Source organism: Chryseobacterium sp. (genome assembly GCF_019236175.1).
Classification (GTDB): domain Bacteria; phylum Bacteroidota; class Bacteroidia; order Flavobacteriales; family Weeksellaceae; genus Chryseobacterium.
In genome coordinates this window covers 1-24,216 of record NZ_JAFAJM010000021.1, presented here as the reverse complement: position 1 = coordinate 24,216, position 24,216 = coordinate 1, and the positions used below count along the sequence as shown (strand labels likewise).

At 36.8% G+C, this 24,216-nt stretch carries 25 protein-coding genes and 3 tRNA genes; 23 read left to right on the top strand and 5 right to left on the bottom strand.

Annotated features, from left to right (window positions below):
• Positions 1–48 precede the first annotated feature (48 nt).
• The 4 genes from JO178_RS19105 to JO178_RS19090 all read right to left on the bottom strand — a co-directional run bounded on the left by JO178_RS19105 (position 49) and on the right by JO178_RS19090 (position 3,003).
• The gene (locus JO178_RS19105; RefSeq protein WP_291939251.1) at positions 49–537 is read right to left on the bottom strand and encodes a DUF6438 domain-containing protein; all 489 of its coding nucleotides are present in this window, start codon (positions 535–537) and stop codon (positions 49–51) included.
• Positions 538–650: 113 nt separating this feature from the next.
• Positions 651–1,634, bottom strand: coding sequence for a GTPase ObgE (gene obgE, locus JO178_RS19100; protein WP_291939249.1), 984 nt, complete (start codon positions 1,632–1,634; stop codon positions 651–653).
• 79 nt (positions 1,635–1,713) lie between these two features.
• The gene (locus JO178_RS19095; RefSeq protein WP_291939246.1) at positions 1,714–2,292 is read right to left on the bottom strand and encodes an adenylate kinase; all 579 of its coding nucleotides are present in this window, start codon (positions 2,290–2,292) and stop codon (positions 1,714–1,716) included.
• A gap of 156 nt (positions 2,293–2,448) precedes the next feature.
• Positions 2,449–3,003 carry a phosphoribosyltransferase family protein gene (locus tag JO178_RS19090; protein ID WP_291939331.1) on the bottom strand — a complete coding sequence of 185 codons (555 nt, stop codon included), beginning with the start codon at positions 3,001–3,003 and terminating at the stop codon, positions 2,449–2,451.
• A 195-nt stretch (positions 3,004–3,198) separates the two neighbouring features.
• Between JO178_RS19090 and JO178_RS19085 the strand changes: the two genes are divergently transcribed.
• Positions 3,199–4,785: an ABC-F family ATP-binding cassette domain-containing protein gene (locus tag JO178_RS19085; RefSeq protein WP_291939243.1), complete on the top strand. Its 1,587-nt coding sequence runs from the start codon at positions 3,199–3,201 to the stop codon at positions 4,783–4,785.
• Positions 4,786–4,861: 76 nt separating this feature from the next.
• On the opposite strand, the gene JO178_RS19080 is transcribed toward JO178_RS19085, so the two are convergent.
• Positions 4,862–5,821 (bottom strand): alpha/beta fold hydrolase, encoded by a 960-nt coding sequence (locus JO178_RS19080; RefSeq protein WP_291939241.1) that lies wholly within the window; start codon positions 5,819–5,821, stop codon positions 4,862–4,864.
• 244 nt (positions 5,822–6,065) lie between these two features.
• On the opposite strand from JO178_RS19080, the gene JO178_RS19075 reads away from it, so the two are divergent.
• The 22 genes from JO178_RS19075 (at position 6,066) to JO178_RS18970 (ending at position 24,138) form a co-directional block, all read left to right on the top strand.
• Positions 6,066–7,352 carry an adenylosuccinate synthase gene (locus tag JO178_RS19075; protein ID WP_291939238.1) on the top strand — a complete coding sequence of 429 codons (1,287 nt, stop codon included), beginning with the start codon at positions 6,066–6,068 and terminating at the stop codon, positions 7,350–7,352.
• A gap of 320 nt (positions 7,353–7,672) precedes the next feature.
• A complete protein-coding gene (locus JO178_RS19070; protein WP_291939234.1) occupies positions 7,673–8,515 on the top strand; it encodes an energy transducer TonB in 843 nt (280 codons plus the stop codon).
• 164 nt (positions 8,516–8,679) lie between these two features.
• Positions 8,680–9,453: a ParA family protein gene (locus JO178_RS19065; RefSeq protein ID WP_291939231.1), complete on the top strand. Its 774-nt coding sequence runs from the start codon at positions 8,680–8,682 to the stop codon at positions 9,451–9,453.
• 69 nt (positions 9,454–9,522) lie between these two features.
• Positions 9,523–10,413 (top strand): ParB/RepB/Spo0J family partition protein, encoded by an 891-nt coding sequence (locus tag JO178_RS19060; protein ID WP_291939228.1) that lies wholly within the window; start codon positions 9,523–9,525, stop codon positions 10,411–10,413.
• Positions 10,413–11,060 carry a DUF5683 domain-containing protein gene (locus tag JO178_RS19055; protein WP_291939225.1) on the top strand — a complete coding sequence of 216 codons (648 nt, stop codon included), beginning with the start codon at positions 10,413–10,415 and terminating at the stop codon, positions 11,058–11,060. Before JO178_RS19060 ends, JO178_RS19055 begins: the two co-directional genes overlap by 1 nt.
• Positions 11,061–11,129: 69 nt before the next feature.
• A complete protein-coding gene (gene dapB, locus JO178_RS19050; RefSeq protein ID WP_291939222.1) occupies positions 11,130–11,831 on the top strand; it encodes a 4-hydroxy-tetrahydrodipicolinate reductase in 702 nt (233 codons plus the stop codon).
• A 131-nt stretch (positions 11,832–11,962) separates the two neighbouring features.
• A complete protein-coding gene (lepB, locus tag JO178_RS19045) occupies positions 11,963–13,606 on the top strand; it encodes a signal peptidase I (RefSeq protein ID WP_291939219.1) in 1,644 nt (547 codons plus the stop codon).
• Positions 13,606–14,283, top strand: coding sequence for a signal peptidase I (lepB, locus tag JO178_RS19040; RefSeq protein ID WP_291939217.1), 678 nt, complete (start codon positions 13,606–13,608; stop codon positions 14,281–14,283). Before lepB (JO178_RS19045) ends, lepB (JO178_RS19040) begins: the two co-directional genes overlap by 1 nt.
• Positions 14,284–14,294: 11 nt before the next feature.
• On the top strand, positions 14,295–14,912 hold the full coding sequence (locus tag JO178_RS19035; protein ID WP_291939214.1) for a WbqC family protein: 618 nt from the start codon (positions 14,295–14,297) through the stop codon (positions 14,910–14,912).
• Between the two features lie 77 nt (positions 14,913–14,989).
• The gene (locus tag JO178_RS19030; protein ID WP_291939211.1) at positions 14,990–16,693 is read left to right on the top strand and encodes a S8 family serine peptidase; all 1,704 of its coding nucleotides are present in this window, start codon (positions 14,990–14,992) and stop codon (positions 16,691–16,693) included.
• Between the two features lie 124 nt (positions 16,694–16,817).
• Positions 16,818–17,309: a lipocalin family protein gene (locus JO178_RS19025; RefSeq protein ID WP_291939207.1), complete on the top strand. Its 492-nt coding sequence runs from the start codon at positions 16,818–16,820 to the stop codon at positions 17,307–17,309.
• A gap of 25 nt (positions 17,310–17,334) precedes the next feature.
• Positions 17,335–18,024: an OmpA family protein gene (locus JO178_RS19020; RefSeq protein WP_291939205.1), complete on the top strand. Its 690-nt coding sequence runs from the start codon at positions 17,335–17,337 to the stop codon at positions 18,022–18,024.
• A gap of 107 nt (positions 18,025–18,131) precedes the next feature.
• Positions 18,132–19,019, top strand: coding sequence for a decaprenyl-phosphate phosphoribosyltransferase (locus JO178_RS19015; RefSeq protein ID WP_291939202.1), 888 nt, complete (start codon positions 18,132–18,134; stop codon positions 19,017–19,019).
• Positions 19,016–20,335, top strand: a complete 1,320-nt coding sequence (locus JO178_RS19010) for an FAD-binding oxidoreductase (protein WP_291939200.1) — start codon at positions 19,016–19,018, stop codon at positions 20,333–20,335. The genes JO178_RS19015 and JO178_RS19010 overlap by 4 nt, the downstream gene beginning before the upstream one ends.
• The gene (locus JO178_RS19005) at positions 20,335–21,060 is read left to right on the top strand and encodes an SDR family NAD(P)-dependent oxidoreductase (protein ID WP_291939198.1); all 726 of its coding nucleotides are present in this window, start codon (positions 20,335–20,337) and stop codon (positions 21,058–21,060) included. The genes JO178_RS19010 and JO178_RS19005 overlap by 1 nt, the downstream gene beginning before the upstream one ends.
• Before the next feature lie 4 nt (positions 21,061–21,064).
• Positions 21,065–21,652, top strand: coding sequence for an HAD family hydrolase (locus JO178_RS19000; RefSeq protein ID WP_291939195.1), 588 nt, complete (start codon positions 21,065–21,067; stop codon positions 21,650–21,652).
• Positions 21,653–21,676: 24 nt separating this feature from the next.
• Complete coding sequence (locus JO178_RS18995) at positions 21,677–22,147, top strand: hypothetical protein (RefSeq protein ID WP_291939192.1); 471 nt, start codon at positions 21,677–21,679, stop codon at positions 22,145–22,147.
• Positions 22,148–22,149: 2 nt separating this feature from the next.
• Positions 22,150–23,325: a cysteine desulfurase family protein gene (locus JO178_RS18990; protein WP_291939189.1), complete on the top strand. Its 1,176-nt coding sequence runs from the start codon at positions 22,150–22,152 to the stop codon at positions 23,323–23,325.
• Positions 23,326–23,410: 85 nt separating this feature from the next.
• Complete coding sequence (gene trxA, locus JO178_RS18985) at positions 23,411–23,728, top strand: thioredoxin (RefSeq protein ID WP_027374941.1); 318 nt, start codon at positions 23,411–23,413, stop codon at positions 23,726–23,728.
• Between the two features lie 126 nt (positions 23,729–23,854).
• A tRNA-Asp gene (locus tag JO178_RS18980) sits at positions 23,855–23,928 on the top strand.
• A 30-nt stretch (positions 23,929–23,958) separates the two neighbouring features.
• Positions 23,959–24,032 (top strand) — tRNA-Asp (locus JO178_RS18975).
• 32 nt (positions 24,033–24,064) lie between these two features.
• Positions 24,065–24,138, top strand: a tRNA-Asp gene (locus JO178_RS18970).
• The last annotated feature ends 78 nt before the right edge of the window (positions 24,139–24,216 follow it).

The following is a 24,216-nucleotide window of genomic DNA, read 5'->3' as shown; positions in this document are numbered from 1 at the left end:
TGAAGGAATTATGGTGGCAAAAATAATTTAAATTTTTTTAAAATGAAACTATTTTATCTTAGTCCATTGCTGGTTTTTTCTGAGGTTTTCAAAGAAATGATAAACTTCAGATAACTTTTCACTACCCCGTTTGCCATAATCCTCTATATTTTTTGAGGTTCCGTCAGCAAAGTTAATTCTCAGATAAGATGTCGGAAGATCCGTAATATTTCTTTCTCCGTATTGATCCTGAAGCTTTTTTACATCCAGTCCATCCAGCATGCTGATCAGTTTGTTGTAATCAGATTCTTTAATCGTTCCTTTAAAGGTTCCTTCACGGGGTTTTGAAAATTCATCTTTAGAAGGTTTATCATTAAAATTAAAATGTTCAGCTTCAAAAACAGCCGTCCTGTCCGGGGTAATGGTCATTTTGAATACCGGACAGAATCCAAAACATGGTGTTGCTTCATACTCAATTTTAGTATATTTTGAATTTACTTTTTGAGAATTACATGAACATAAAAATAGAAATGCGCAGAAACTTAGGATGTATTTCATAGTTTAAATTTTCAGCAAATCTCTCAATAATTGTTCCAAAAGCTGATGGTGGCTATAAAAAAGCAACCCCGGATCATTCCGGGGTTGTATATTGAGGCGGATAGCGCCAATTTTTATCCATGCAGTTGCTTCCAGATAGCATCTTTCAGCTCCACAAGTCCCTCTCCGGTAACCCCTGAGAAAAACAATGGTTGTTTGTTTTCCGGAAATTCAGCTGCAATTTCTTTTTTCAGTTCATCATCCAAAAGATCGGATTTTGAAACTGAAATGATGAAATCTTTGTCTAAAAGTTCAGGATTGTATTCTACCAGTTCATTTTCTAAGATTTTAAATTCCTGATAATGATCTTCAGAATCTGCCGGAATTAAAAACAACAGGATTGAATTTCTTTCAATATGTCTCAGAAACCTGTGGCCTAACCCTTTTCCTTCTGCTGCTCCTTCGATAATTCCTGGAATATCAGCCATTACAAAAGATTTGTAATTTCTGTAATCCACGATACCAAGGTTAGGTGTAAGGGTGGTAAAGGCATAATCTGCAATTTTCGGTTTTGCTGCAGAAACCGCAGAGAGAAGGGTAGATTTTCCTGCATTCGGGAATCCTACCAAACCTACATCAGCTAAAATTTTAAGCTCGAAAACAATATATCCTTCCTCACCCGGAAGACCGGGCTGTGCATATCTCGGAGTCTGGTTGGTTGAAGATTTGAAATGTTCATTCCCTAGACCTCCTTTTCCTCCATGCATCAGGATGATTTCCTGTCCGTCTTCCAAAATTTCACCAATAATTTCACCTTCCTCATTCTTGGCAATCGTTCCTACAGGAACTTCAATATATACATCAGCTCCGAAAGCTCCGGTTAACTGATTTTTTCCTCCGCCTTCACCACGTTCTGCTTTTACGTGACGCGTGTATCTGAGAGGAAGTAAAGTCCATTCATTCCCGTTTCCTTTCATGATGATGTGACCTCCGCGACCTCCGTCGCCTCCGTCGGGACCTCCTTTGGGAATATATTTTTCACGGCGAAGGTGCGCAGAACCTGCTCCTCCGTGTCCGCTTTTACAATGAATCTTTACGTAATCTACAAAGTTTGACATAATTTTTAGGGTTTAGGCCTTAGGGGTTAGGGAATAAATATTTAACTATGCTAAATCCTAATCCCTAAATCCTAAATCCTTATTTAATTTTCTCTACCTCAGCGAAAAGTTTTTGAGAAATCTCATCAATTCCTCCAACACCGTTTACCTCCACATATTTTCCCTGCTGCTTATAAAGTTCGGCTACTTCTGCTGTTTTAGCATAATATTCTTTAATTCTGTTTTCGATGATCTCTACATTGCTGTCATCTGATCTTCCGCTGGTTTCACCTCTTTTCAGAAGTCTTTCAACCAAAATTTTATCTTCTACCACTAATGAAAGACAGATGTCAATCTCATCATTCAGTTCTTCTTTAACGATTTTTTCCAACGCTTCTGTCTGGGCAGTAGTTCTTGGATACCCGTCGAAAATGAAACCGTTGGTATCGGTTGGTTTTCTGATCTCGTCGATCAGCATATCTGTTGTTACCTGATCCGGAACCAATTCTCCCTTATCGATATAAGACTTAGCCAGTTTCCCAAGTTCAGTGTCATTTTTCATGTTGTATCTGAAAAGATCACCTGTTGAAACCTGCTTTAAGTTGAATTTTTCGATTAGATTCTGAGCTTGTGTTCCTTTTCCACTTCCTGGAGGGCCGAACAGAACAATGTTTATCATAATTTTGATTCGCTTCCGGCAATTGGCATTCTGCTTCCGGCTCTTGGCTTTTGGCGACTTGCTTTTTTTTGCTTTTAGCTTTGTTTAGTTAATAATTACTTTTTTTAGAAATTTATTTAAAAGCTAATAGCCAGAAGCTAAAAGCTAATAGCCGTTTTAATGGTTGATTTTTCCGTCTTCTAATTGATATAAATTAGGTAGGTTTCTTCCTAATTCATCGTAATCCAACCCATAACCAAGTACGAATTTATTTGGAATTTCTTTCCCGATATAATCCAGTTTGAAATCCTTCTTGTAAATCTCAGGCTTCAATAAGAAACTTGCCAGTTTTACAGATTTAGGACGTTGTGTTTCTTTAAAATATTTGAAAAGACTTTCCACTGTATTTCCTGTATCCACGATATCTTCTACAAGAATAATGTGACGGTCTTTTACATCCTTAGTCAGTTCCATTTTCTGGTAAACGATTCCTGTAGATTCAGTTCCTACATAAGAGCTCATTTGAATGAAGGCTATTTCGCATTCACCCGGATAATATTTTAAAAGATCGGAGAAAAACATGATAACCCCATTTAATACACCGATGAAAACAGGAACTTCATCCTTATAATCTTCATAAATTCTTAATGCTGTCTCTTTTACAATTTCCTGAATTTCGGCATCCTTTAAATAAGGAACGAAAGTTTTGTCGTGAACTTTAATACTTTCCATAAAATTTTTAGTAGGTGGCAAAGTTACGGATTTTTGATTTTTCAATAAAATCTTTTTGTGTTTAATCCCGAATTTGTACTATCTTTGTTCTTTCAAAACCCAAAAATACAGACATGTAGGATATAATTTCTTTCAGATTTATTAAAGCAGTAACGGACGAGTTGCTGGTGTTTAACCTTTATTAAGAAAGAAATCATGATTTTACTTCATCATATGTCCTTTGGGTTTCCGGGAGGAAATCTGCTATTCAATCATATCAATTTGACGATACAACCCCACACTAAATATGCACTGGTGGGAAGCAACGGCACGGGAAAATCTACCTTGCTGAAAATCATTGCCAATGAGCTACAGCCTCTGGATGGAAACATAAATATTCAGGGAGATCTGTTATATATTCCGCAAATGTTCGGGAATTTTAACCATCTAACTATTGCAAAATGTTTAAAAATAGATCAAAAGCTTTATGCTCTTGAAAAAATTATTGCCGGCGAGGCTGATGAGAAATACTTTGAAATTTTGAATGACGACTGGGAGATTGAAGAACGCTGTCAAAATGCACTCCGGTACTGGGGGCTTCAGAATTTTAATCTGAACCAGACATTAGACGGATTAAGCGGAGGTCAGAAGACCAGGGTTTTTCTGGCCGGAATTCAGATTAATCAGCCTGATATTATTATTATGGATGAGCCGACCAATCACCTGGATCTGGAAGGTAGAAAATTAGTCTACGATCTGATCGGTAAAACTACAGCATCCCTGTTGATGGTAAGCCACGACCGGACATTGCTGAATCTGGTGGATGCTCTGTTTGAGCTGAGTAATCAGGGAATTACTGCTTATGGCGGAAATTTTGACTTCTATAAAGAACAGAAAGAAGTGGAGGTGGAAGCACTTCAGAATGATATCCAGTCCAAGGAAAGAGCATTGAGGAAAGCCAGGGAAAAAGAAAGGGAAACCATCGAGCGTAAGCAGAAACTGGATGCGAGAGGCAAACAAAAACAGGAAAAATCCGGAGTAGCCAGAATTATGATGAATACTCTTCGGAATAATGCAGAAAAAAATACTTCAAAACTGAAAAGTGTACACATTGAAAAAATAAACGGAATTTCAGGAGATCTCAGAACATTGCGTTCTTCCCTGAGAAATTCTGATCAGATGAAAGTGAATTTTAATGACTCTGTTTTGCATTCCGGAAAACTTTTGCTGTCAACAGAGAATATTAATTTTAAATACGGCAATGAAAAGCTATGGAAAGAAAATCTTAGCTTTGACATCCGAAGTGGAGACCGTATTTCTATTAAAGGGGCAAACGGATCCGGAAAAACAACACTGATCAGACTTTTGATGGGAAATGTCACTCCTTCGGAAGGAAATATCAGCAGAACAGATTGTAACTGTATGTATATAGACCAGGAATATTCCTTAATTAATAATGATTCCACGGTTTATGAATTTGCTCAGGGCTTTAATGATAGTGCTGTCTCTGAATCTGAAGTGAAAACTTTATTGTCCCGCTTTTTATTTGGTAAAGAGACCTGGGATAAAAACTGCGGTTTTCTGAGTGGTGGAGAGCGTCTGAGACTTCTTTTATGTGGTCTTTCTATCAGCAACAGGACTCCCGATATGATTATTCTCGATGAACCTACCAATAATCTTGATCTGCAGAATGTGGAGATCCTGACTGATTCTGTTAAAGATTATCAGGGAACACTTTTGGTGATTTCCCATGATGAAATTTTTCTGGAGGAAATTGGAATAGACAGGGACGTGCTATTGTAACAGTAGATGTGAAATGTATTATAGACGGGCTTTAGCCCGTCTTTTTTAATAAATTAGTAAAATGATTTCCTGTGTGTTACTGCTCGGCCTGATCTGTGGAAGGTTGTTTACAGTGTTTCAGTATCCAGCCGGAGATTTTACTAAGAACCTTGCCTCGTATTTCTTCATTAAGAATCTCATGACGCATTTCCGGATAGATTCTGGTTTCTACATCCGAAAATCCATCAGTTTTTAAATGCTCAACAGTATTGCTCACGCCTTTGCCAAAATCACCAATAGGATCATTCTGCCCGCTTACAAATAAAAAAGGAAAGGATTTAGAAATGCTATCAGACCAATTCCTTTGCGTTGCTTTTTTATAAACGGTAAACAATGTATAAAAAGCATTATTGGTAAATGGAATCCCGCATAATGCATCCTGTTCAAAATCATTTCTGTTTTTTGGATTAAGGCTCAGCCAGCTGGTTGTACTGAAGTCTTTATCGTTTTTAAAATGTTTATTGTTAACCCTTGTAAAAACAAAGTTTAAAAGTGTACGATGACGGGGAGCAAGGAAACTGGCTAATGATAAATAACTTCTTAATAAGTTTATGCCCGGTAACGGTCCGCCTGTTCCTGTAATAACAGCTCCTGCAAACTGATCACCGGATTGTTGAAGAAGACAGCGTGTAATAAAAGATCCCATCGAATGTCCGAGTATAAAATGAGGAAGATCAGGATATCTTACCCTGAGATAATCCGCCATCATTTCTGCATCAGCAATTAACCTTTGATCCGGTCTGTTTAGCTGGAAAAATCCGATTTCTTTTTTATCTCTTACCGATTTTCCATGCCCCAGATGGTCATATGTTAATACCGCAATTCCCTGACTGGCAAAATACATTGCAATCTCCGAATATCTTCCGCTGTGTTCCTGCATACCGTGAACAATCAATAAAGTGGCTTTTATGGATTCAGGTGAAAAATGCGTAAAGAAAAGTTTAGACTTATTATTGACATTGGAGAGCAAGTATCCCGATTGTTGTGCTGATCTCATAATGTGGAATATCTTTAATTTTTTTAGGGGAACGATCAAAGATACGTAATTAATGAAAAGATATTTGATTAAATTTTTCTTAAAATTTTAATTTTTTGTTAATCCTGATAACATAGATTAATACTTTGTTTTAGTGTCTTAAACGTTATGATTTTCACCCTGATTAAAAATAAATATCCTTCAGAATTTGGTCGTCATTTTTTTTAAAAGTAATTTTGCACGAATCTAAAAACAAAAGTAAAATATGTCAACTTATGTAGTTGTAGGTCTTCAGTACGGAGATGAAGGCAAAGGAAAAATAACGGATGTTTTATCTGCAAAATCAGACTACGTAGTACGTTTCCAGGGTGGAGACAACGCAGGTCACACGGTGTATGTAGGGGAAGAAAAATTCGTCTTACACCTTCTTCCTTCAGGAGTTCTTCAATGCAAAGGGAAATGTATCATTGCGAACGGAGTAGTGGTAAACCCTAAATCTTTCATTAAGGAAGTCAACCAGATCGAAAGCAAAGGACTGAAAACTGACCACATTTTTATCAGCAGAAGAGCGCATGTTATCATGCCTTACCACATTCTTTTGGATACATACCGTGAAGAAGAGCACGGAGGAACTCAGATCGGAACTACTAAAAAAGGAATCGGACCTTGCTACGAAGATAAAATCGCAAGAGTGGGAATCAGAATGGTAGATCTTTTAAATCCTGAGATTTTAAGAGATAAAATTGAGAAAAACTTAAAAGTTAAAAATTCTCTTTTTGAAAAATATTATGGAAAACCGGTTTTGGATGTTGAAGAAATCTATAATGAATTCTTAGAAATCGGGAAACAACTTCAGGACAGAATCGTTGATACGGAACTGGAACTGAATGAAGCTATTCAGGCAGGGAAGAACGTATTGTTCGAAGGAGCTCAGGCTTTAATGCTGGATATCGATTTTGGTACCTATCCGTATGTTACTTCATCTTCTCCGTCTACGGGAGGAGTTTGTTCAGGAGCAGGTGTTCCGCCAACTTCACTTCAGAATCTTATCGGGGTTGCGAAGGCCTATTGCACAAGAGTAGGAAACGGACCATTTCCGTCCGAACTGGATAATGAATTAGGAGAGAAAATCAGACAAATCGGTGGAGAATTCGGAGCTACAACAGGGAGACCGAGAAGAACAGGATGGTTAGATCTTGTTTCTTTAAAACATGCTTGTATGATAAACGGAATCAATAATCTTGTGATCACAAAATTAGATGTTCTTACAGGAATTGATACCCTTAAAATCGTTACTCATTATAAAACTGAAGACGGAAAAATTATCGATTACTTAACTTCTTCGACTGAGAAATTGTACAATTACGAGCCAATCTATCAGGATTTACCGGGTTGGGAAGAAGATATTACAAAAGCAAGAAGTTACGATGAGCTTCCTGATAATGCACAGAAATACATTGAGTTTATTGAAAAATATTTAGGAATCAATGTATACTTAGTTTCTGTAGGTCCTGAAAGAAGTCAGAACATCATCAGAAAAGAATTATTCTAATATTTCTTATAAATAAATAATACAAGAGGCTGTCATTGTGATAGCCTCTTTTTTTTTAAACAATTGATACGGTTATCTCTGATGGATTTACGAATTTAAAATTAATACTGCCAGAGATATGTTTCTTGAATACACAGAAATTAAGGCGTCAGAATGAGGATTTTAAAAGTGTTAAAATTTTAATATTATCATATTTTTTTTAAAAACAATAGTGTTTTGATAAAATTTTGGCAGATATTTTGATATTGAAACATTGCTTATCGATAAGAACTAACAAAACTAATAATCATTATTTTTTAACAGTTTAAATAGTAATAGTGATGAAACACCTGAACCAAAATCAAGAATTTCGTTTCAACGAAGTTCTTTTTGAGCACCGCAACAAAGAATACGGCGCCTATGTATTAAGAAACGAATCAGATAGAATATTAACCAAAGCACTTTTTGTAGGAGTGAGCTTATTGGCAGCTGTGTCAATTACCCCGCTTTTGATTTCTGCATTTAGAACTCCTGAAGTCATCCAGGATGGTGGATATTTCCTTCCGCCGCCTATGATTATTCCTGATGATCCGGCTCCTAAAGATCCGCCTGTACAGGTGAAGCCGGAAGCTATACAGGCAGAAAAAGTTAAAACATATGACGCTACAATACCAGAACCTAAGGCTGTTGTTAAAAATGAAAAAAAGATACAGGAAGATACTGAAAAAGCAGTAGCAGGTACACAGACGTCGCCGGGAAAAGAGATTGAAACCACTGCTTATATACCTGTTCAGCCTCAGACAATAGGAAACGGTAGTACGCCTTATGTGGCTCCGCCTCCTGTAGTTGAAAAGACCGATCCTAAAAAGATTGAAACTGAACTTAGTGTTGAAGCTAATTTTGTAGGCGGCATCGATTCATTCAGAAATAAAGTGATGAATAATTTTGACGGCTCAGCATTTAGCTCTGACGATGTGATGAAAACCTCAGTGACCTTTATCGTAGAAATGGACGGAACCATTTCGGGAATCAAGGCGAGTGGTGGCAATGCCGATTTTAATAATGAAGCAATAAGAACTATTAAAGCTATTTCCAAAAATGGAAAATGGATTCCTGCAAAAAATAAAAAAGGAGAATCCGTAAGAAGTTATTTCAAATTTCCGATCTCAATGAGGTTTGAATAATCAGTACGGAATATATTTTAAAAGTTATCCACAAAGATTTTTTTTTGTGGATAATTTTTTTAAATGTTAAATTGCTTATTAACAATATTTTAACTCAATTTTGAATTTCTCTGTTCACCGAGAGCAAAGAAAAAAGTGTATTTTTGAAACTTAAAGTTCGAATAATGGCAAAAATCATAGGTATTGCTAATCAAAAAGGAGGTGTTGGTAAAACTACCACAGCTGTAAACTTGGCAGCAGCATTAGGGGTATTGGAAAAAAGAATCTTAATCATTGACGCTGATCCTCAGGCGAATGCAACGTCTGGGCTTGGAGTAGAAGATGTTCAGTATTCTACGTATAATCTATTGGAGCACAGTGCGGATACAAGAGCTTGTATCAAGAGAACTGCAACTCCCAACCTAGATATTATTCCATCACATATTGACCTTGTAGCAGCGGAAATCGAATTGGTAGACAAGGAAGATCGTGAATATATGCTTAAAAAAGCATTGGCCAGTGTAAGAGAAGATTATGATTATATCATTATCGATTGTGCACCGAGTTTAGGTCTTATTACTGTGAATGCTCTTACGGCAGCTGATTCCGTAATTATTCCGATCCAGTGTGAGTACTTTGCATTAGAAGGACTTGGAAAACTTTTGAATACCGTTAAGAATGTTCAGAAGATCCATAATAAAGATCTTGATATCGAAGGTCTTCTTCTTACCATGTATGACAGCCGACTGAGGTTGTCAAACCAGGTAGTCGAAGAAGTTAATTTGCACTTCCCTGAAATGGTTTTTGAAACAATTATCAGCAGAAATGTAAGATTGAGTGAAGCGCCAAGCTTCGGAGAAAGTATTCTGAATTACGATGCCGAAAGTAAAGGGGCTGTACAGTATATTCAGCTAGCAGAAGAAGTTCTTTTAAAGAACGAGAATTTAATAAAAAATTAAATTAATAATAAATGGCCCATGAGTGAATGCCAGTCATCACTTATCAAACATCATTTATCAATTATATCTATGAAGGACAAAAAAAGAGCTATGGGACGTGGCTTAGGAGCCATTTTAAGTGCAGAATCTAAAGCAACAGTTAATTCAGCTACCGATGAAGGAGCGGATAAATTCGTTGGAAATATTGTAGAAGTTGCGCTTGAAGATATTTATCCGAATCCGACGCAGCCAAGAACTTATTTTGATGAAAAAGCATTAAATGAACTTGCGCAGTCTATTAAAAACCTAGGGGTAATTCAGCCTATTACGTTAAGAAAAGATGGTGAGAAGTTTGAGATCATATCTGGGGAAAGACGTTACAGAGCTAGTAAAATAGCGGGATTAACGACTGTTCCTGCCTATATACGTTTAGTAAATGACCAGGAGCTTCTTGAGATGGCTCTTGTTGAAAATATTCAGAGAGAAGATCTTGATGCTATTGAAATAGCCTTAACTTATCACAGGCTGTTGGAGGAAATCGGTCTTACTCAGGAAAATCTTAGTCAGCGAATAGGAAAAGACAGAAGTACAATTACCAATTCTATCCGATTATTAAGATTAAATCCGGATATTCAAAATGCAATCAGAAGTGGTGAAATTTCTGCAGGACACGGCAGAGCAATCATCAGTCTTGAAAATGAAGAGAATCAACAGGTATTGTTTGATTTGATTATCAAAGAAAAACTGAATGTTCGTCAGGCTGAACAAGCTGCAGCAGCATTGAAAAATCCTAAATCTCCCGCTGCAAAGAAAGTAAATGCAGAACTTTCCAATAATTATAAAAGAGCCCAAAAAACCATTGCTGACATCCTGGATGTAAAAGTGGAAATAAAGGCCTCCGGAAATGGTAAAAAAGGTAAAATTGTTCTGGACTTCAAAAATGAAGAAGAGCTGGAATACATTTTGTCTCATATTAAATAATGAAGCAAATATTTTTCACATTTTTCTTGTGCATCGCTGCTCAGGCATATTCACAAGTCGCCCCTATTGATACGGTTCGGGTACCGCAAAGTCTTCCGAAAGAGGAATCCTCTGTGGTAAAACCAAAGCCAGGAAAGACCGAAGCAAAAATTATTGCAGATCTTGAAAAAGCGAACGGACCTACCAAGAAAACATTGAAGCTAAACCCTACGAGAGCAGGCTTGTATTCTGCTGTTTTTCCGGGATTAGGTCAGTATTATAATAAAAAATACTGGAAAATTCCCATTGTATGGGGGGCTGTAGGAACAGGAGTGGGAATTGCAATCTGGAATGATAATCAGTACAAAAAATATCGTGAATATTATGTAGCCAAACTCAACGGTACTCCTAATGAATTCGTAGACAGTCATCCGTTTCTGGATAAAAGAGCTTTAGGAAATGCACAGGATAGAGCCAAAAGACAAAGAGATTATGCAATAGCGATAACAGGATTAATTTATATTCTGAATATTGTGGATTCAGTAGTAGATGCTCACCTTTACGAAAGCCGTCATGACCCTGACCTTTCTTTCAAACCAACGGTCATTCAGGATCAGTATGGTTATGATACTCCAAAAACAGGGTTGAGTTTAAGTTATAGATTTTAATATAGAACATAGGATCGGAATTTCTCAGATAAGAAACAGAATAATCTGATCATAAATATAAAATAGCATATGAAAATAGCATTAGTTGGCTACGGTAAAATGGGTAAGATCATAGATGAGATCGCACAGAAAAGAGGACATGAAGTAGTGGCCCGCCTGAAGGAAACACCAACTGCTGAAAATCTTAATAATCCTGATGTTGTCATCGAATTTTCTCTACCAGAAGTAGCATTCGATAACATCAAAGCCTGTCTTGAAAATAAAATTCCGGTGATTTGCGGAACGACCGGATGGCTTGAAAAAAAACAGGAAATAGAACAATTAGCTGTTGATAATGATACCGCTTTCTTATATGGATCTAACTTTAGCCTGGGAGTGAATCTGTTCTTTGCACTGAACGAAAAACTGGCAGACTTAATGAAAAATGTAGATGAATATTCCTGTCAGTTAGAAGAAATTCACCACATTCATAAAAAAGATGCCCCAAGTGGAACAGCAATCTCTATTGCAGAAGGCATTATCAGTAACAATCCGAAATTTGATGCCTGGAAACTTGAGGAAACTCAGGGGAAACAGCTTGGAATCTTCGCTGTACGTGAAGATGAGGTTCCGGGAACTCATAGTGTTTATTACAGAAGTGAAGTGGATGAAATTGAAATAAAACACACCGCTTACAACAGAAACGGATTTGCATTAGGCGCAGTAGTTGCAGCCGAATGGATTAAAGATAAAAAAGGAAATTTCGGAATGAAAGACGTTTTGGGGCTTTAATTTGTAACAAATTCTTTAAATTGCGACACATAACAGAAATGATGAATAGTGAATTGTAAATAGCCGAAAGCTGTGATCATTTATTGCTCATCATTTTATCATTTATATTATCAGAATAGGCAGAAAAATTTATGAATTATTTTTTAACTTATACAGTATATGTTCTCATTTTATCCGTATTAATGGGGATCTCAACATGGAAGTTGTTTAAAAAAATGGGGTACAATCCTCTATTTGCATTTATACCCTTCTATAATTATTTCATTATTCTTAAAGAAACGAAACACCCGAAATGGTGGGCCGTTCTATCTTATCTTCCGATTGTAGGGCCAATCATGATGTCTGTTTTTCATCTTTATCTGGTAAAGAAATTTGGAAAAACACTCTTCAAGGATCAGATTCTTACGGTGATTCTTCCATTTATTTATATGGCCGTCATCAATTATTCCAAAGATGTAGAGCTGGAAGATGAAAATGCAAATGATCTGTTTCTAACCGACGAAGAAAAAAGTGTAAAAAAGAAAGATACCTTCCTGGGATCTATTACGTTTGCTGTAGTTTTTGCAACGATTATCCACGTTTTTATAACCCAGCCGTTCGGGATTCCTACCGGATCTATGGAAAGAACATTATTGGTAGGTGATTTCCTTTTCGTAAACAAATGGAGCTACGGTTACAGACTTCCAATGCGTCCTTTAGCAATACCTTTCCTTCAGGGAACAATTATGGATACAGGACAGAAAGGAAACCCGAAAGATGATCCGAAGTCTTATGTAGATGGAGTAAAACTGCCTTATACAAGAATTTTGCAGTTCAATAAACCACAGAAAAATGATGTAGTCGTTTTCAACTATCCTCAGGATTCGGTACACACTGCAATAGATAGAAAAGATCCGTACGTAAAAAGATGTGTGGCTACTGCAGGTGATACTTTTGAAATGAGAGCGGGAAGACTTTTCGTGAACGGAAAGCCGGAAACTGTATTGGGAGATCAGGAAGTTCAGCACAGATATATTGTAACTACCAGCAGTCAGTTAGATATTCCTACATTATACAAAGCTTACGGGTTTTTACCAGTTCAGGAAGTGGAACAAAACAAAGGCGGATATATTTATGCTTTCCAGGGACTGACGGATAAGATTGCTAAAGATATCAAAACTCTTCCTCAGGTCACTGAAATGAACGAAGACGTTTCAGTAAAAGGAGAGGCTGCCGTATACTACAGAGATCAAGCGAAAACAAAGATTGATACCACTCAGTCTATTTTCCCGATCAACAAACCCTGGAATCAGGATTGGTATGGCCCGCTAAGAATCCCTAAAAAAGGAGATGTTGTAGCTATCAACACTGAAACACTTCCCATGTATCAATGGATTATTTCTGAATATGAGCACAATAGCTTAGAAAAAAAGAACGGAAAGATCTTTATCAACGGGAAAGAAGCAAACCAGTATACGATCCAACAGGATTATTATATGATGATAGGGGATAACAGAGATGCTTCATTAGATGCAAGATTCTTTGGTTTCGTTCCGGAAGAAAATATTGTCGGAAAACCAATGTTTACATGGATGAGCCTTCAGGGGGCTTTTGCAGATAACAGCTCCACCTATCAGGCGCCATTCAAGATTCGTTGGGAAAGAATGTTTAAAGCAACCAATACCGGAGAAGCCAATAAAACTTCTTACTGGTGGATTGCCGCAATGATCCTGATATTATTCTTCGGTTGGGAGTATTTCGTGAAATTATTCAGAAAGAAAAACACAGAAGAATAGTGTTTAAAAGTAAAATATTTAATAGAGTCCTGTTAGCAGGAAGCTTTATTGTAACTGTTTTTATTATTGCAAAACTCTCAGGGGTTTTGCAATATGCTTTTGTACCACAAGCAGGAAATGAGCCAACTATTAAAAAGGGATCAGTTGTTTTTATGAGTAATATTTTACCGTATGATAAATTTACAATGCTCGCCTATAATCAAAGAAATAAGGACTATCACGAAGGAGTCTATGTACAAAGATTAATAGGAGTGGAAAATGATAAAGTATGGATTAAAGATGGAAACGTATATGTCAATGGAGTACTGATTGATCAGTTTAATGTGAAACATCCTTATAAAATAGATAGAGGATATGCCAATGACCTTATTTTCAAAGGAGCTGATGAGCATGAAATTTTTCAGTTGAATGAAAATTACTTTATTGCCCAGCTGAGTGATAAAGAGCTTAATGATAATTTTTTTCATGAGCGATTTATAGATACCAGTCCCAGTCCGGATATTGATAAAGTATATCATCATAAAGATTGGAATGCAGATAACTTTGGCCCCGTAGTCGTTCCGGGAGGAAAATTATTTTTATTGGGAGATAATCGCAATAGTAGTTTAGATTCCCGCTATCTTGGTTTTATTGATGAAAATGATGTCGTAGGAAGGATCTTTTATCCTAAAAATTAGAATTTATTATTATGCAAAATATTTTATTGCCGGCTTTTTATATGCCTCCGGTTTCATGGTTTTCAGTGTTTTTAAATGCTGAAAATAACGTTGTATTTGAACAATTTGAAAACTTTCCAAAGCAAACCTATAGAAACAGAGCCAATATCTATGGGGCAAACGGAAAGCTTTCACTGATTATTCCCATTAACCATAACGGGAAAAGAGAAATGAAAGATATTGAGATTTCATATAGAGAAGACTGGAGAAGCCTTCACTGGAAATCTATCAAAACAGCTTATCAGAGCTCACCTTATTTTGAGTATTATGAAGACAAATTCAGAAAGATATTTGATCTGAAAGAAAAATTTCTTCTTGACTTTAACCTTAAGGGGTTGGAAATCATCCAACAAATACTTAAAACGGAAAAGGCACACTCTTTGAATGAAGAATATATCAAAAATCCTGAAAGTATCAATTACAGAGAAAAGTTTTCCGCAAAGCTTCCTTCAGAATTTGAAATGGAGGAATACTATCAGAGTTTCTCGGATAAACTTGGATTTTTGGAAGATTTATCGGTTCTGGATCTTATTTGTAACAAAGGACCCGAATCTCTTACTTATATAAAGAATATTAAACAATCATATTAGTATAAAACCGCCATTGGCCATTTTTCTCAGGAAACAAAAATGACGGTTGCCTATGACATAAAAATAAATCTCAACATATGAAAAAGGTATTATTAGCTGCTGTTTTTTTAACAGGTTTCAGTTTCTCTTACGCACAGGAATCTAAAGCTAAAACTATTGACCCTAAAGAAGATAAAGATCTGATGACGTGGTATCATAAAGATTTTGCCACTTCAAAAGTATATGGTGTAAATACAGCAAATGCATATAAATATCTGGAATCTAAAGGCCTGAAACCTAAAACAGTGGTTGTAGGGGTTCTGGACAGCGGAGTACAGATAGATCATCCGGGATTGGTAAAAAACATATGGTCTAACCCGAATGAAATTCCGGGAAACGGAAAAGATGATGACGGAAACGGATATATCGATGATGTACATGGATGGAACTTCATCGGAGGTAAGAACGGAGATGTAGATATCGATAATATGGAAGTAACAAGAGTTGTTGCCAAATATAAACCGGTTTTTGAGGGAGAGGATTCTACAAAAAACAAAGCAAATCAGGCAAAAATGCCGGAAGAATTTGCCTTGTATATGAAATCTAAAGATCTTTTCAATAAAAAGAGCCTGGAGGCCAAACAAGGCCTTCAGACATATACAATGATCAATGATTTGATTCCGAATATGATGAAATTGCTGGGTGGAAAGCCTGTAACTTCAGAAACCCTTTCTGCAATCAAATCACCAACTGATCAGAAAGATGCTATTGCCCTTCAGGTATTAGGACAGGTTTCTCAAAGCCCTGAATTCAAAGGAAAGTCTGCTGCTGAATTCGAAAAAGGGATCAAAGATCAGATGAAAGAAGCTATTGATTATTATGCCCCTCAGTCTAAACAGTATGATTTGAGCTATGATACCAGAAAAGAAATTGTAGGAGATAATTATGATGATTATGCTGAAAAAAATTATGGAAATAATCATTATGAAGGACCTGATGCAGAACACGGAACCCACGTAGCAGGAATCATTGCAGGACTTCCTCAGGGAAAAGAAGTTCAGTACGGGGTAGCTTCCAAAGTCGCTAAAATTATGTCTGTAAGAACAGTTCCAAACGGAGACGAAAGAGATAAAGACGTAGCCAATGCCATCAGATATGCAGTAGATAATGGAGCAAGAGTTTTAAATATGAGCTTTGGAAAACCGGTTTCCCCAGGGAAAAACGTTGTTTGGGATGCTTTTAAATACGCAGAAGATAAAGGCGTACTTTTAGTAAAGGCTGCAGGTAACGAAAATGAAGATGTCGCAGAGCATTTAGCTTATCCTACCAATTTTAAAAATGCTGCCGATGAAAAACCATTTGTAAGCAATGTTCTTGTAGTAGGAGCAAGCACCAATAAAAATAATGAATTGAGAGCAAGTTTCTCTAATTATAATAAGAAAATGGTAAATGTTTTTGCTCCGGGAGAAGAAATTTATTCTACGGTTCCTAAAAACGAATACAAATACCTTCAGGGAACCTCTATGGCTTCACCGGTTGTTGCAGGAGCTGCAGCAGTTCTGTTAGCGTATATGCCGGATCTTAAACCATATCAGATTATCGAGGCCCTTGTAAAATCCAGCAACCCAAACACAACAGAAGGGTTTGCCGATTACTCTCAGGCGGGTGGTGTTATCGATTTAAAGAAAGCCGCAGAATATGCGTATACCAACTTTTATAACGGTAAATCTGCTTCCGGAAATATGTCTTCTAAACGTAAGCTCGAGGAAGTCAAATCCGTAAAAAAGAAGGTTAAAAAATAATTTATCTGCCTGTATTTAAGGCTAAACCATAAAAGGTCCGAAATTTTCGGACTTTTTTATTTTTTATTTTCAATTTTGGCACGGTTTTTTGTAACTTTAAGGTAACAAAATAATAAACAACAAAATGAAAAAGTTACTACTTGCAGGGATGTTAGGAACATCACTTTTTGCAGTGTCTTGTTCCTCAGTGAATAGAGCAGCTACATCTCAAAATCAAAAGGCAGACTTCCTTAAATTAAAAGGAGATTGGCAGATTGTAAGCGTTAATTATGAAAAAGGATATAAAATCAAACCTTTCGATGAAGGAGCAGACGCGCAATGTTTTGTAGGAAGTCATTGGAGATTAATTCCTAATAACTGGACCGGAGCGTATACCCTAAACGGAGGAGGAAGCTGTCCGGCTATTACACAACCGATCAAGTTTGAAGTAAAAGATGGTAGCACATTTATGTTTAAAAAAATCGCTACCGGCACAAAAGCAAAACAAAATACTGCAGGGTACGTGCTGACATTAGTAAGCCAAAGTACAGACCAGTTTTCACTTGAACAAGATGTTCCGTTTGAAGGAGGAAATGTAAAAGTTGTTTACAATTTTGAAAGAGCCGGAATGAAATAATTTATAAACATAAAAGATCAAAAAAATGAAATTTACTAAAACATACGCAGGAGCGCTTTTCTTATCATCAGCTTTGTTATTGACAAGTTGTGAAGCAGTTCAGAATTCAAATCACCAGCAAAGAGGTACAGCAGTAGGTGTTGCATCCGGAGCTGTATTAGGTGGTATCTTAGGTAACAACGTAGGCAGAGGCGGAAATGGTGCGATAGGTGCTGTGTTAGGTGGTATTATCGGAGGAGTTGCAGGGAATGTTATCGGTAACAAAATGGATAAGCAGGCCAGAGATATTAAAGAAACTTTACCAGGTGCTCAGGTAGAAAGAGTAGGAGACGGTATTAAGGTGACCATGAACGAAAGTATTGTGAACTTTGCTTTCGACTCTTCAAATCTTACTTCTGTGGCTCAGGGTAACTTAGATAAACTTGCAAAAGTATTAAGTGATAACCCTGATACAAACATCAATATCTACGGATATACAGACAGCGTAGGTAAAGACGCATACAACTTAGCACTTTCTCAGAGAAGAGCCGATGCCGTAAAATCTTATTTGGTAGGTAAAGGGATCACAGGAAACAGAATGTTTACGAAAGGTGAAGGTAAGAATATGCCGGTTGCCAGCAATGATACTGACGAAGGAAGAGCTAAAAACAGAAGAGTAGAGTTTGCTATTACTGCTAACGAGAAAATGATTAATGATGCCAAGCAAGGGCAATAATTAATTTAACATATAAATATTTTCGTAAAAGACCGCTCCGGCGGTTTTTTTTGTATTTTTATACTATCAATTTTGAATTTGTTATTTTTGTATTTGAAACAGCATAAATGAAGAAATATCTTAAACTGCTCCGGGTGGAGCAATGGGTGAAAAACCTTTTTGTATTTGTCCCTCTGTTTTTTTCAGGTAATATCACCAATGTAGACTTACTTGCCAAAAGTATTTTTGCATTCATTATTTTCTCGCTGGCTGCCAGTGTTGTCTATATTCTGAATGATTATAACGATATTGAAGCAGACAGGAAACATCCCGAAAAAAGAAGAAGACCTCTTGCAAGCGGTGCTATATCAAAATCAACAGCCATAGGGATTCTTACCGGGCTCATTATTGCCGACATTGCTCTGGTATTCTTTGCACAATTATATTTTCATCAGTTTTTATGGAAGTTTGGAGCAATCATAGGCTTTTATGTGGTGATGAATCTTGCCTATACCTTTAGATTAAAACATGTTCCGATTATTGATATTTTTATTATAGCCATTGGTTTTGTATTAAGGGTTTTAGCAGGAGGATATATCACAGGAATAAGTATTTCCCAATGGGCTATTTTACTGACATTTGTGTTAGCACTGGTCCTTGCTATCGGAAAGAGAAGAGGAGAGCTTATCAATGCTCAGGTTTCAGGGAAAACAAGAAGGGCGCTGGATGGCTATAATGTTCAGTTTGCAGATATTGCCTTATCTATTTCCATCACTCTTGCCATCGTATGTTATTTGATGTTTACTCTATCACCGGAAGTTCAGGCCAGATTTCATGAAAGAGTGTTTTATACTGTAGTTTTTGTAGTCTTCGCGCTTTTGAGATATCTTCAGCAGACACTGGTATACAACAGAACAGAATCCCCAACGAAAATTGTATACAGAGATCGTTATATACAGGTCACTCTATTACTTTGGGTTGCCACATTTTTAATTCAAATTTACTTTAAAAAATGAAGCCGAATTTCACACAAAAAGTGACCAACTGGGGAAATTTCCCTGTAGTGGAAAAAGAAATGAGATCTGAGGACAGCTTCAAAAAAATAAAGGAGTTTGTACTGAATCATAATGAGGTCATTGCCAGAGGAAACGGCAGATGTTATGGAGATGCCTCATTAGGAGAAACTATATTTTCTACCAAAAAATTAAATAAATTCATCAGCTTTGACCGTTTGAACGGGGTCATTGAATGTGAAGCCGGAGTTCTCCTCTCAGACGTTCTTGAAATAGCTGTTCCTCAGGGATATTTCCTTTATGTGACGCCCGGGACAAAATTTGTTTCCGTAGGAGGGGCTATTGCTTCTGATGTGCATGGAAAGAATCATCATGCTGAAGGCTGTTTTTCGGAATATGTTATCGAGTTTAAGCTGATGACGGAAAACGGGGAAATCATCAGCTGTTCCAGAGAGGAAAATGCAGAGAAATTCTGGGCCACCATTGGAGGTATGGGACTGACAGGAATCATCCTTACTGCAAAATTTAAGCTCAAAAATATAGAATCCGCCTATATTCGTCAGGAAAGCATCAAGGCTGATAATTTAGATGAAATTTTCAGGTTATTTGAAGAAAGTGAGAACTGGACATACACGGTAGCCTGGATTGATTGCCTCCAGAAAGGAAAAAATATCGGCAGAAGTATTCTGATGAGAGGAGAGCATGCTTTTCAGCATGAGCTGCCTCAGAATCTGGTAAAAACCCCTTTACGATTAAAGAAAAAACTACAGCCAACTGTTCCGTTTTATTTTCCGGGATTTGTATTGAATGCCCTGACGGTAAAAATTTTCAACTGGCTATATTATAAAAAACAATCCAAAAAAGAGGTGAAAAATTTTATTGATTATGAAACGTTTTTCTACCCGCTGGATTCAATTAATGAATGGAATAAAATCTATGGAAAATCAGGATTTATCCAATATCAGATGGTGATTCCCAAAGAAGCCGGAAAAGAAGGAATGAAAAGGATTCTTGAAACCATTGCCAAAAGCGGAAACGGCTCATTTCTGGCTGTTTTAAAACTTTTCGGAAAAAATAACCCAGAGGCTTACAATTCATTTCCGATGGAAGGATATACCCTGGCTTTGGACTTCAAGGTGAATTCTAAACTAAAAAAACTTGTTGATCAGCTGGATGGTATTGTTCAGGAGTTCGGAGGAAGAATTTATCTTACCAAAGACAGCATGAGCAGATCATCACTCACCAATTATCTGAAAAATATTCGAAACTCTAAATTTGTGTCATTACAGCACAAAAGAATTATAAATAACAACTCATAATGATAGTTCTGGGAAGTACATCTGAAGTGGCACAGGCTTTTGTGGAAAAAGCGCTTCAGGAAGGAGAGAAATTTGGAAAAATCTACCTTTTTACCTCAAATAAAGAAACTACGGAAAGGTTTGCAAGACATATTGATGTGAAGTTTCTGCAGCAGTCTGAAGTGATTGAGCTGGACCTTACCAAAGAAATTGATTACAACAGATTTGATAATATCAATTCAAATGTATTATTTTGCGCTGTGGGATATTTAGGAGAAGGAACAGAAGAGGGGCTTTATGATAACAAAAACACAGAACGTATTATCGGAATCAATTATGCGAAACTGGTTCCTGTGATGAATTATTTTGCCTATAAATTTGAGAGCCGAAGATCAGGAACGATTATAGGGCTTTCGTCAGTAGCCGGTGACAGGGGACGGCAGAGTAATTTTATTTATGGAAGTGCAAAAGCCGCTTTTACAGCCTATCTGAGTGGTCTTAGAAACTATCTTTTTGATAAAAAAGTTCATGTTCTGACCATAAAACCAGGATTTATGGCTACCAAAATGACAGAAGGTCTGCCTTTGAATCCTAAACTGACCGCAACTCCAAAAGAAGCTGCTGCATGCATTTATAAAGCATTCAAAAAGCAGAAAAATGTGGCATATGTTTTGCCGGTTTGGAGTATTATTATGATGATTATCAGGAATATCCCTGAATTTATATTCAAGAAATTAAAGCTTTAAAAAAATGAAAAAGTTGTATTGTTTTGATTTTGACGGAACTTTAACGTATAAGGATACTATGTTTATGTATCTTAAATTCTACGATTCTACAAGATACCGAATTCAATTTTTAAGACATGTACCCCTTTTTATTTTACTGAAACTTAAGCTGGCTGAAACGGAGAAAGTGAAAAAAAGCTTTATAGGTTCTATTCTGAAAGGGCAGTCGCAGGAAAAAATTGAATTGAAGTCTAAACAGTTTTTTGAACATCATTATCCTAAAATTGTCAGAGAAAATGCTTTAGACTTTATAAAAAATATCGATAGAAATAATACACAAAGTTTATTGGTAACTGCCTCACTGGATATCTGGGTGAAACCTTTTGCAGAAGAATTAAAAATGCAGCTTGTTTCTACACGCGCAGAGTTCAAAAACGGTGTGTTCACGGGAAATTTTATAGGTAAAAATTGTAACGGAAAAGAAAAGCTGGTAAGAATTAAAGAAGAAATCAACGATTCCAGATACGATAAAATTATTGCATTTGGCGATACTTCGGGAGATCGGCCAATGTTGAAATGGGCAAATGAAGGACATTACCAATTTTTTCACTAATTTTGGGTGATAAAAGTGTAAAAAATGAAAAGGCTGTTCATCGTATTTGTTGCAACTTTAATGAGCTGCGCAAGTACATCATCCCAGAAAACATCAGGCATGCAAAATACAAAAGCAGAACTTCTTGTTTCTGAGTCGCAGGGTGGCGCAGATAAAGTAAGTTTCAGAATCATTAAAGATGAAAATGACTTTCATCGTATTATTAAAGGAAGTTTTGGCCTTATAGAGCTGGGAAAAGAACCTGCTGCCAATGATCCTGAGTTTCCGAAAAATAAGAAAGTTGTTTTGTATAATATGGGAATGTTTAGATCAGGAAGTCACAGAATCACCGAAATCAAAAATACTTTTGTGAAAAATAACGTTCTTTACGTGGAAGTTCCGGGTGAAGAACAATCTGGCGGAATGGAAATTCAGGTGATTTCCAATCCTTGGTTTATTTTTGCTGTTCCTTCAGATTATCAGTTTAACTCCGTAGAATTAAAATATTCAAAATAATAATGGATAAAATATATTTAGATAATGCCGCAACCACTCCTCTTGCAGAAGAAGTTATAGACGCAATGGTGGGTACAATGAAGATGAATTTCGGGAATCCGTCTTCAACGCATAGTTTTGGCCAGGAAGCGAAAATCCTTATTGAAAATGTAAGAAGGCAGGTTGCAGACTATCTTCATGTAACTCCTGCTGAAATTATTTTCACTTCTTGTGGAACAGAATCCAACAACATGATTATTAAATCCAGTGTGGAGCACCTTGGTGTTGAAAGGATCATCAGCTCGCCTTTAGAACACAAATGTGTCTCTGAAAGTATCCTGGATATGAAAAGCAGAAAAGGAGTGGAGGTAAATTATATCCGCCCTAATGAAAAAGGAGATATTGATCTTAATAAATTAGAAGAATTATTAAAAAATTCGGATAAAAAGACTTTAGTAAGCCTAATGCACGCCAATAACGAGATAGGAAACCTTATTAATATTAAAAAGGTGGCTGAGCTATGTAAGGAATACCATGCTCTTTTCCATTCGGATACTGTACAGACAATGGCTCATATGAATCTGGATTTATCTGAAATTCCGGTAGATTTTGCTTCTTGCAGTGCTCATAAATTCCACGGACCAAAAGGATCCGGTTTTGCTTTCATCAGAAAAGCAACGGGTTTAAAAGGAATTATTACAGGCGGACCTCAGGAAAGAAGCCTCAGAGCGGGAACAGAGAACGTTGCCGGTATTGTAGGGCTTGGAAAAGCGTTAGAACTTTCTCTGAATCATATGGAAGAATATACCAATCATATGCAGTCGATTAAAGATTATGCTATAGAAAGGCTTTCAGCAGAAATTTCAGGGATTAAATTCAATGGAAGAAGCGCTGAAAAGGAGAATAGTCTTTACACTGTATTAAGTGCTCTGTTACCTTATAAGAACCCATTAATCGGGCTTCAGCTGGATATGAAAGGTATTGCTATTTCTCAGGGAAGTGCATGCTCATCCGGAGCTTCTAAGCCATCAATGGTAATGATGATGGTACTTTCAGAAGATGAAATGGATCACGGTACCCCATTGCGTATCTCTTTCAGTCATATGACAACAAAAGCAGATATTGATGCATTAGTGAATGCACTAAAAGAAATCTCAAAGGACTATGCTATAGAAAAAACTAATGTTGAGCATAGATAGTCTTATGAGGTAAAAATCGTAATTTTGAGCATTCAATAGAAGAATTGAACGAGAATATAATATTAATTAAAATAAAAGAAACAAAATGGCTTTAGAAATTACAGACAGCTCATTTCAGGATACGGTTTTAAAATCAGACAAACCGGTATTAGTAGATTTTTGGGCAGTATGGTGTGGACCATGCAGAACTTTAGGACCAATTATCGAAGAAGTTGCATCAGATTTTGAAGGAAAAGCAGTAGTGGGAAAAGTGGATGTAGACAACAACCAGGAAATTTCAATGCAGTATGGCATCAGAAATATCCCTACCGTTCTTATTTTTAAGAACGGAGAAGTAGTAGATAAGTTAGTAGGTGTAGCTCCAAAAGAGGTAATCGCTGAAAAATTAAGCGCTCACTTATAAAAAAAATAAGTTTGATAATGAATGCCTTCCAGTATTGGGAGGCATTTTTTCAAAAATAATTTGCAGATAACAAAAAAAGATGTAATTTTGCAACCACGAAAAAGAAACGAAGTTCTTTAAAATTTTGATCCGGTAGTTCAGTTGGTTAGAATGCCGCCCTGTCACGGCGGAGGTCGCGGGTTCGAGTCCCGTCCGGATCGCAGAAGTTTTCTCAATTTCTTTAAAAAATTGATCCGGTAGTTCAGCTGGTTAGAATGCCGCCCTGTCACGGCGGAGGTCGCGGGTTCGAGTCCCGTCCGGATCGCAGAAGTTTTCTCAATTTCTTTTAAAAAAATTGATCCGGTAGTTCAGCTGGTTAGAATGCCGCCCTGTCACGGCGGAGGTCGCGGGTTCGAGTCCCGTCCGGATCGCAGAAGTTTTCTCAATTTCTTTAAAAAATTGATCCGGTAGTTCAGCTGGTTAGAATGCCGCCCTGTCACGGCGGAGGT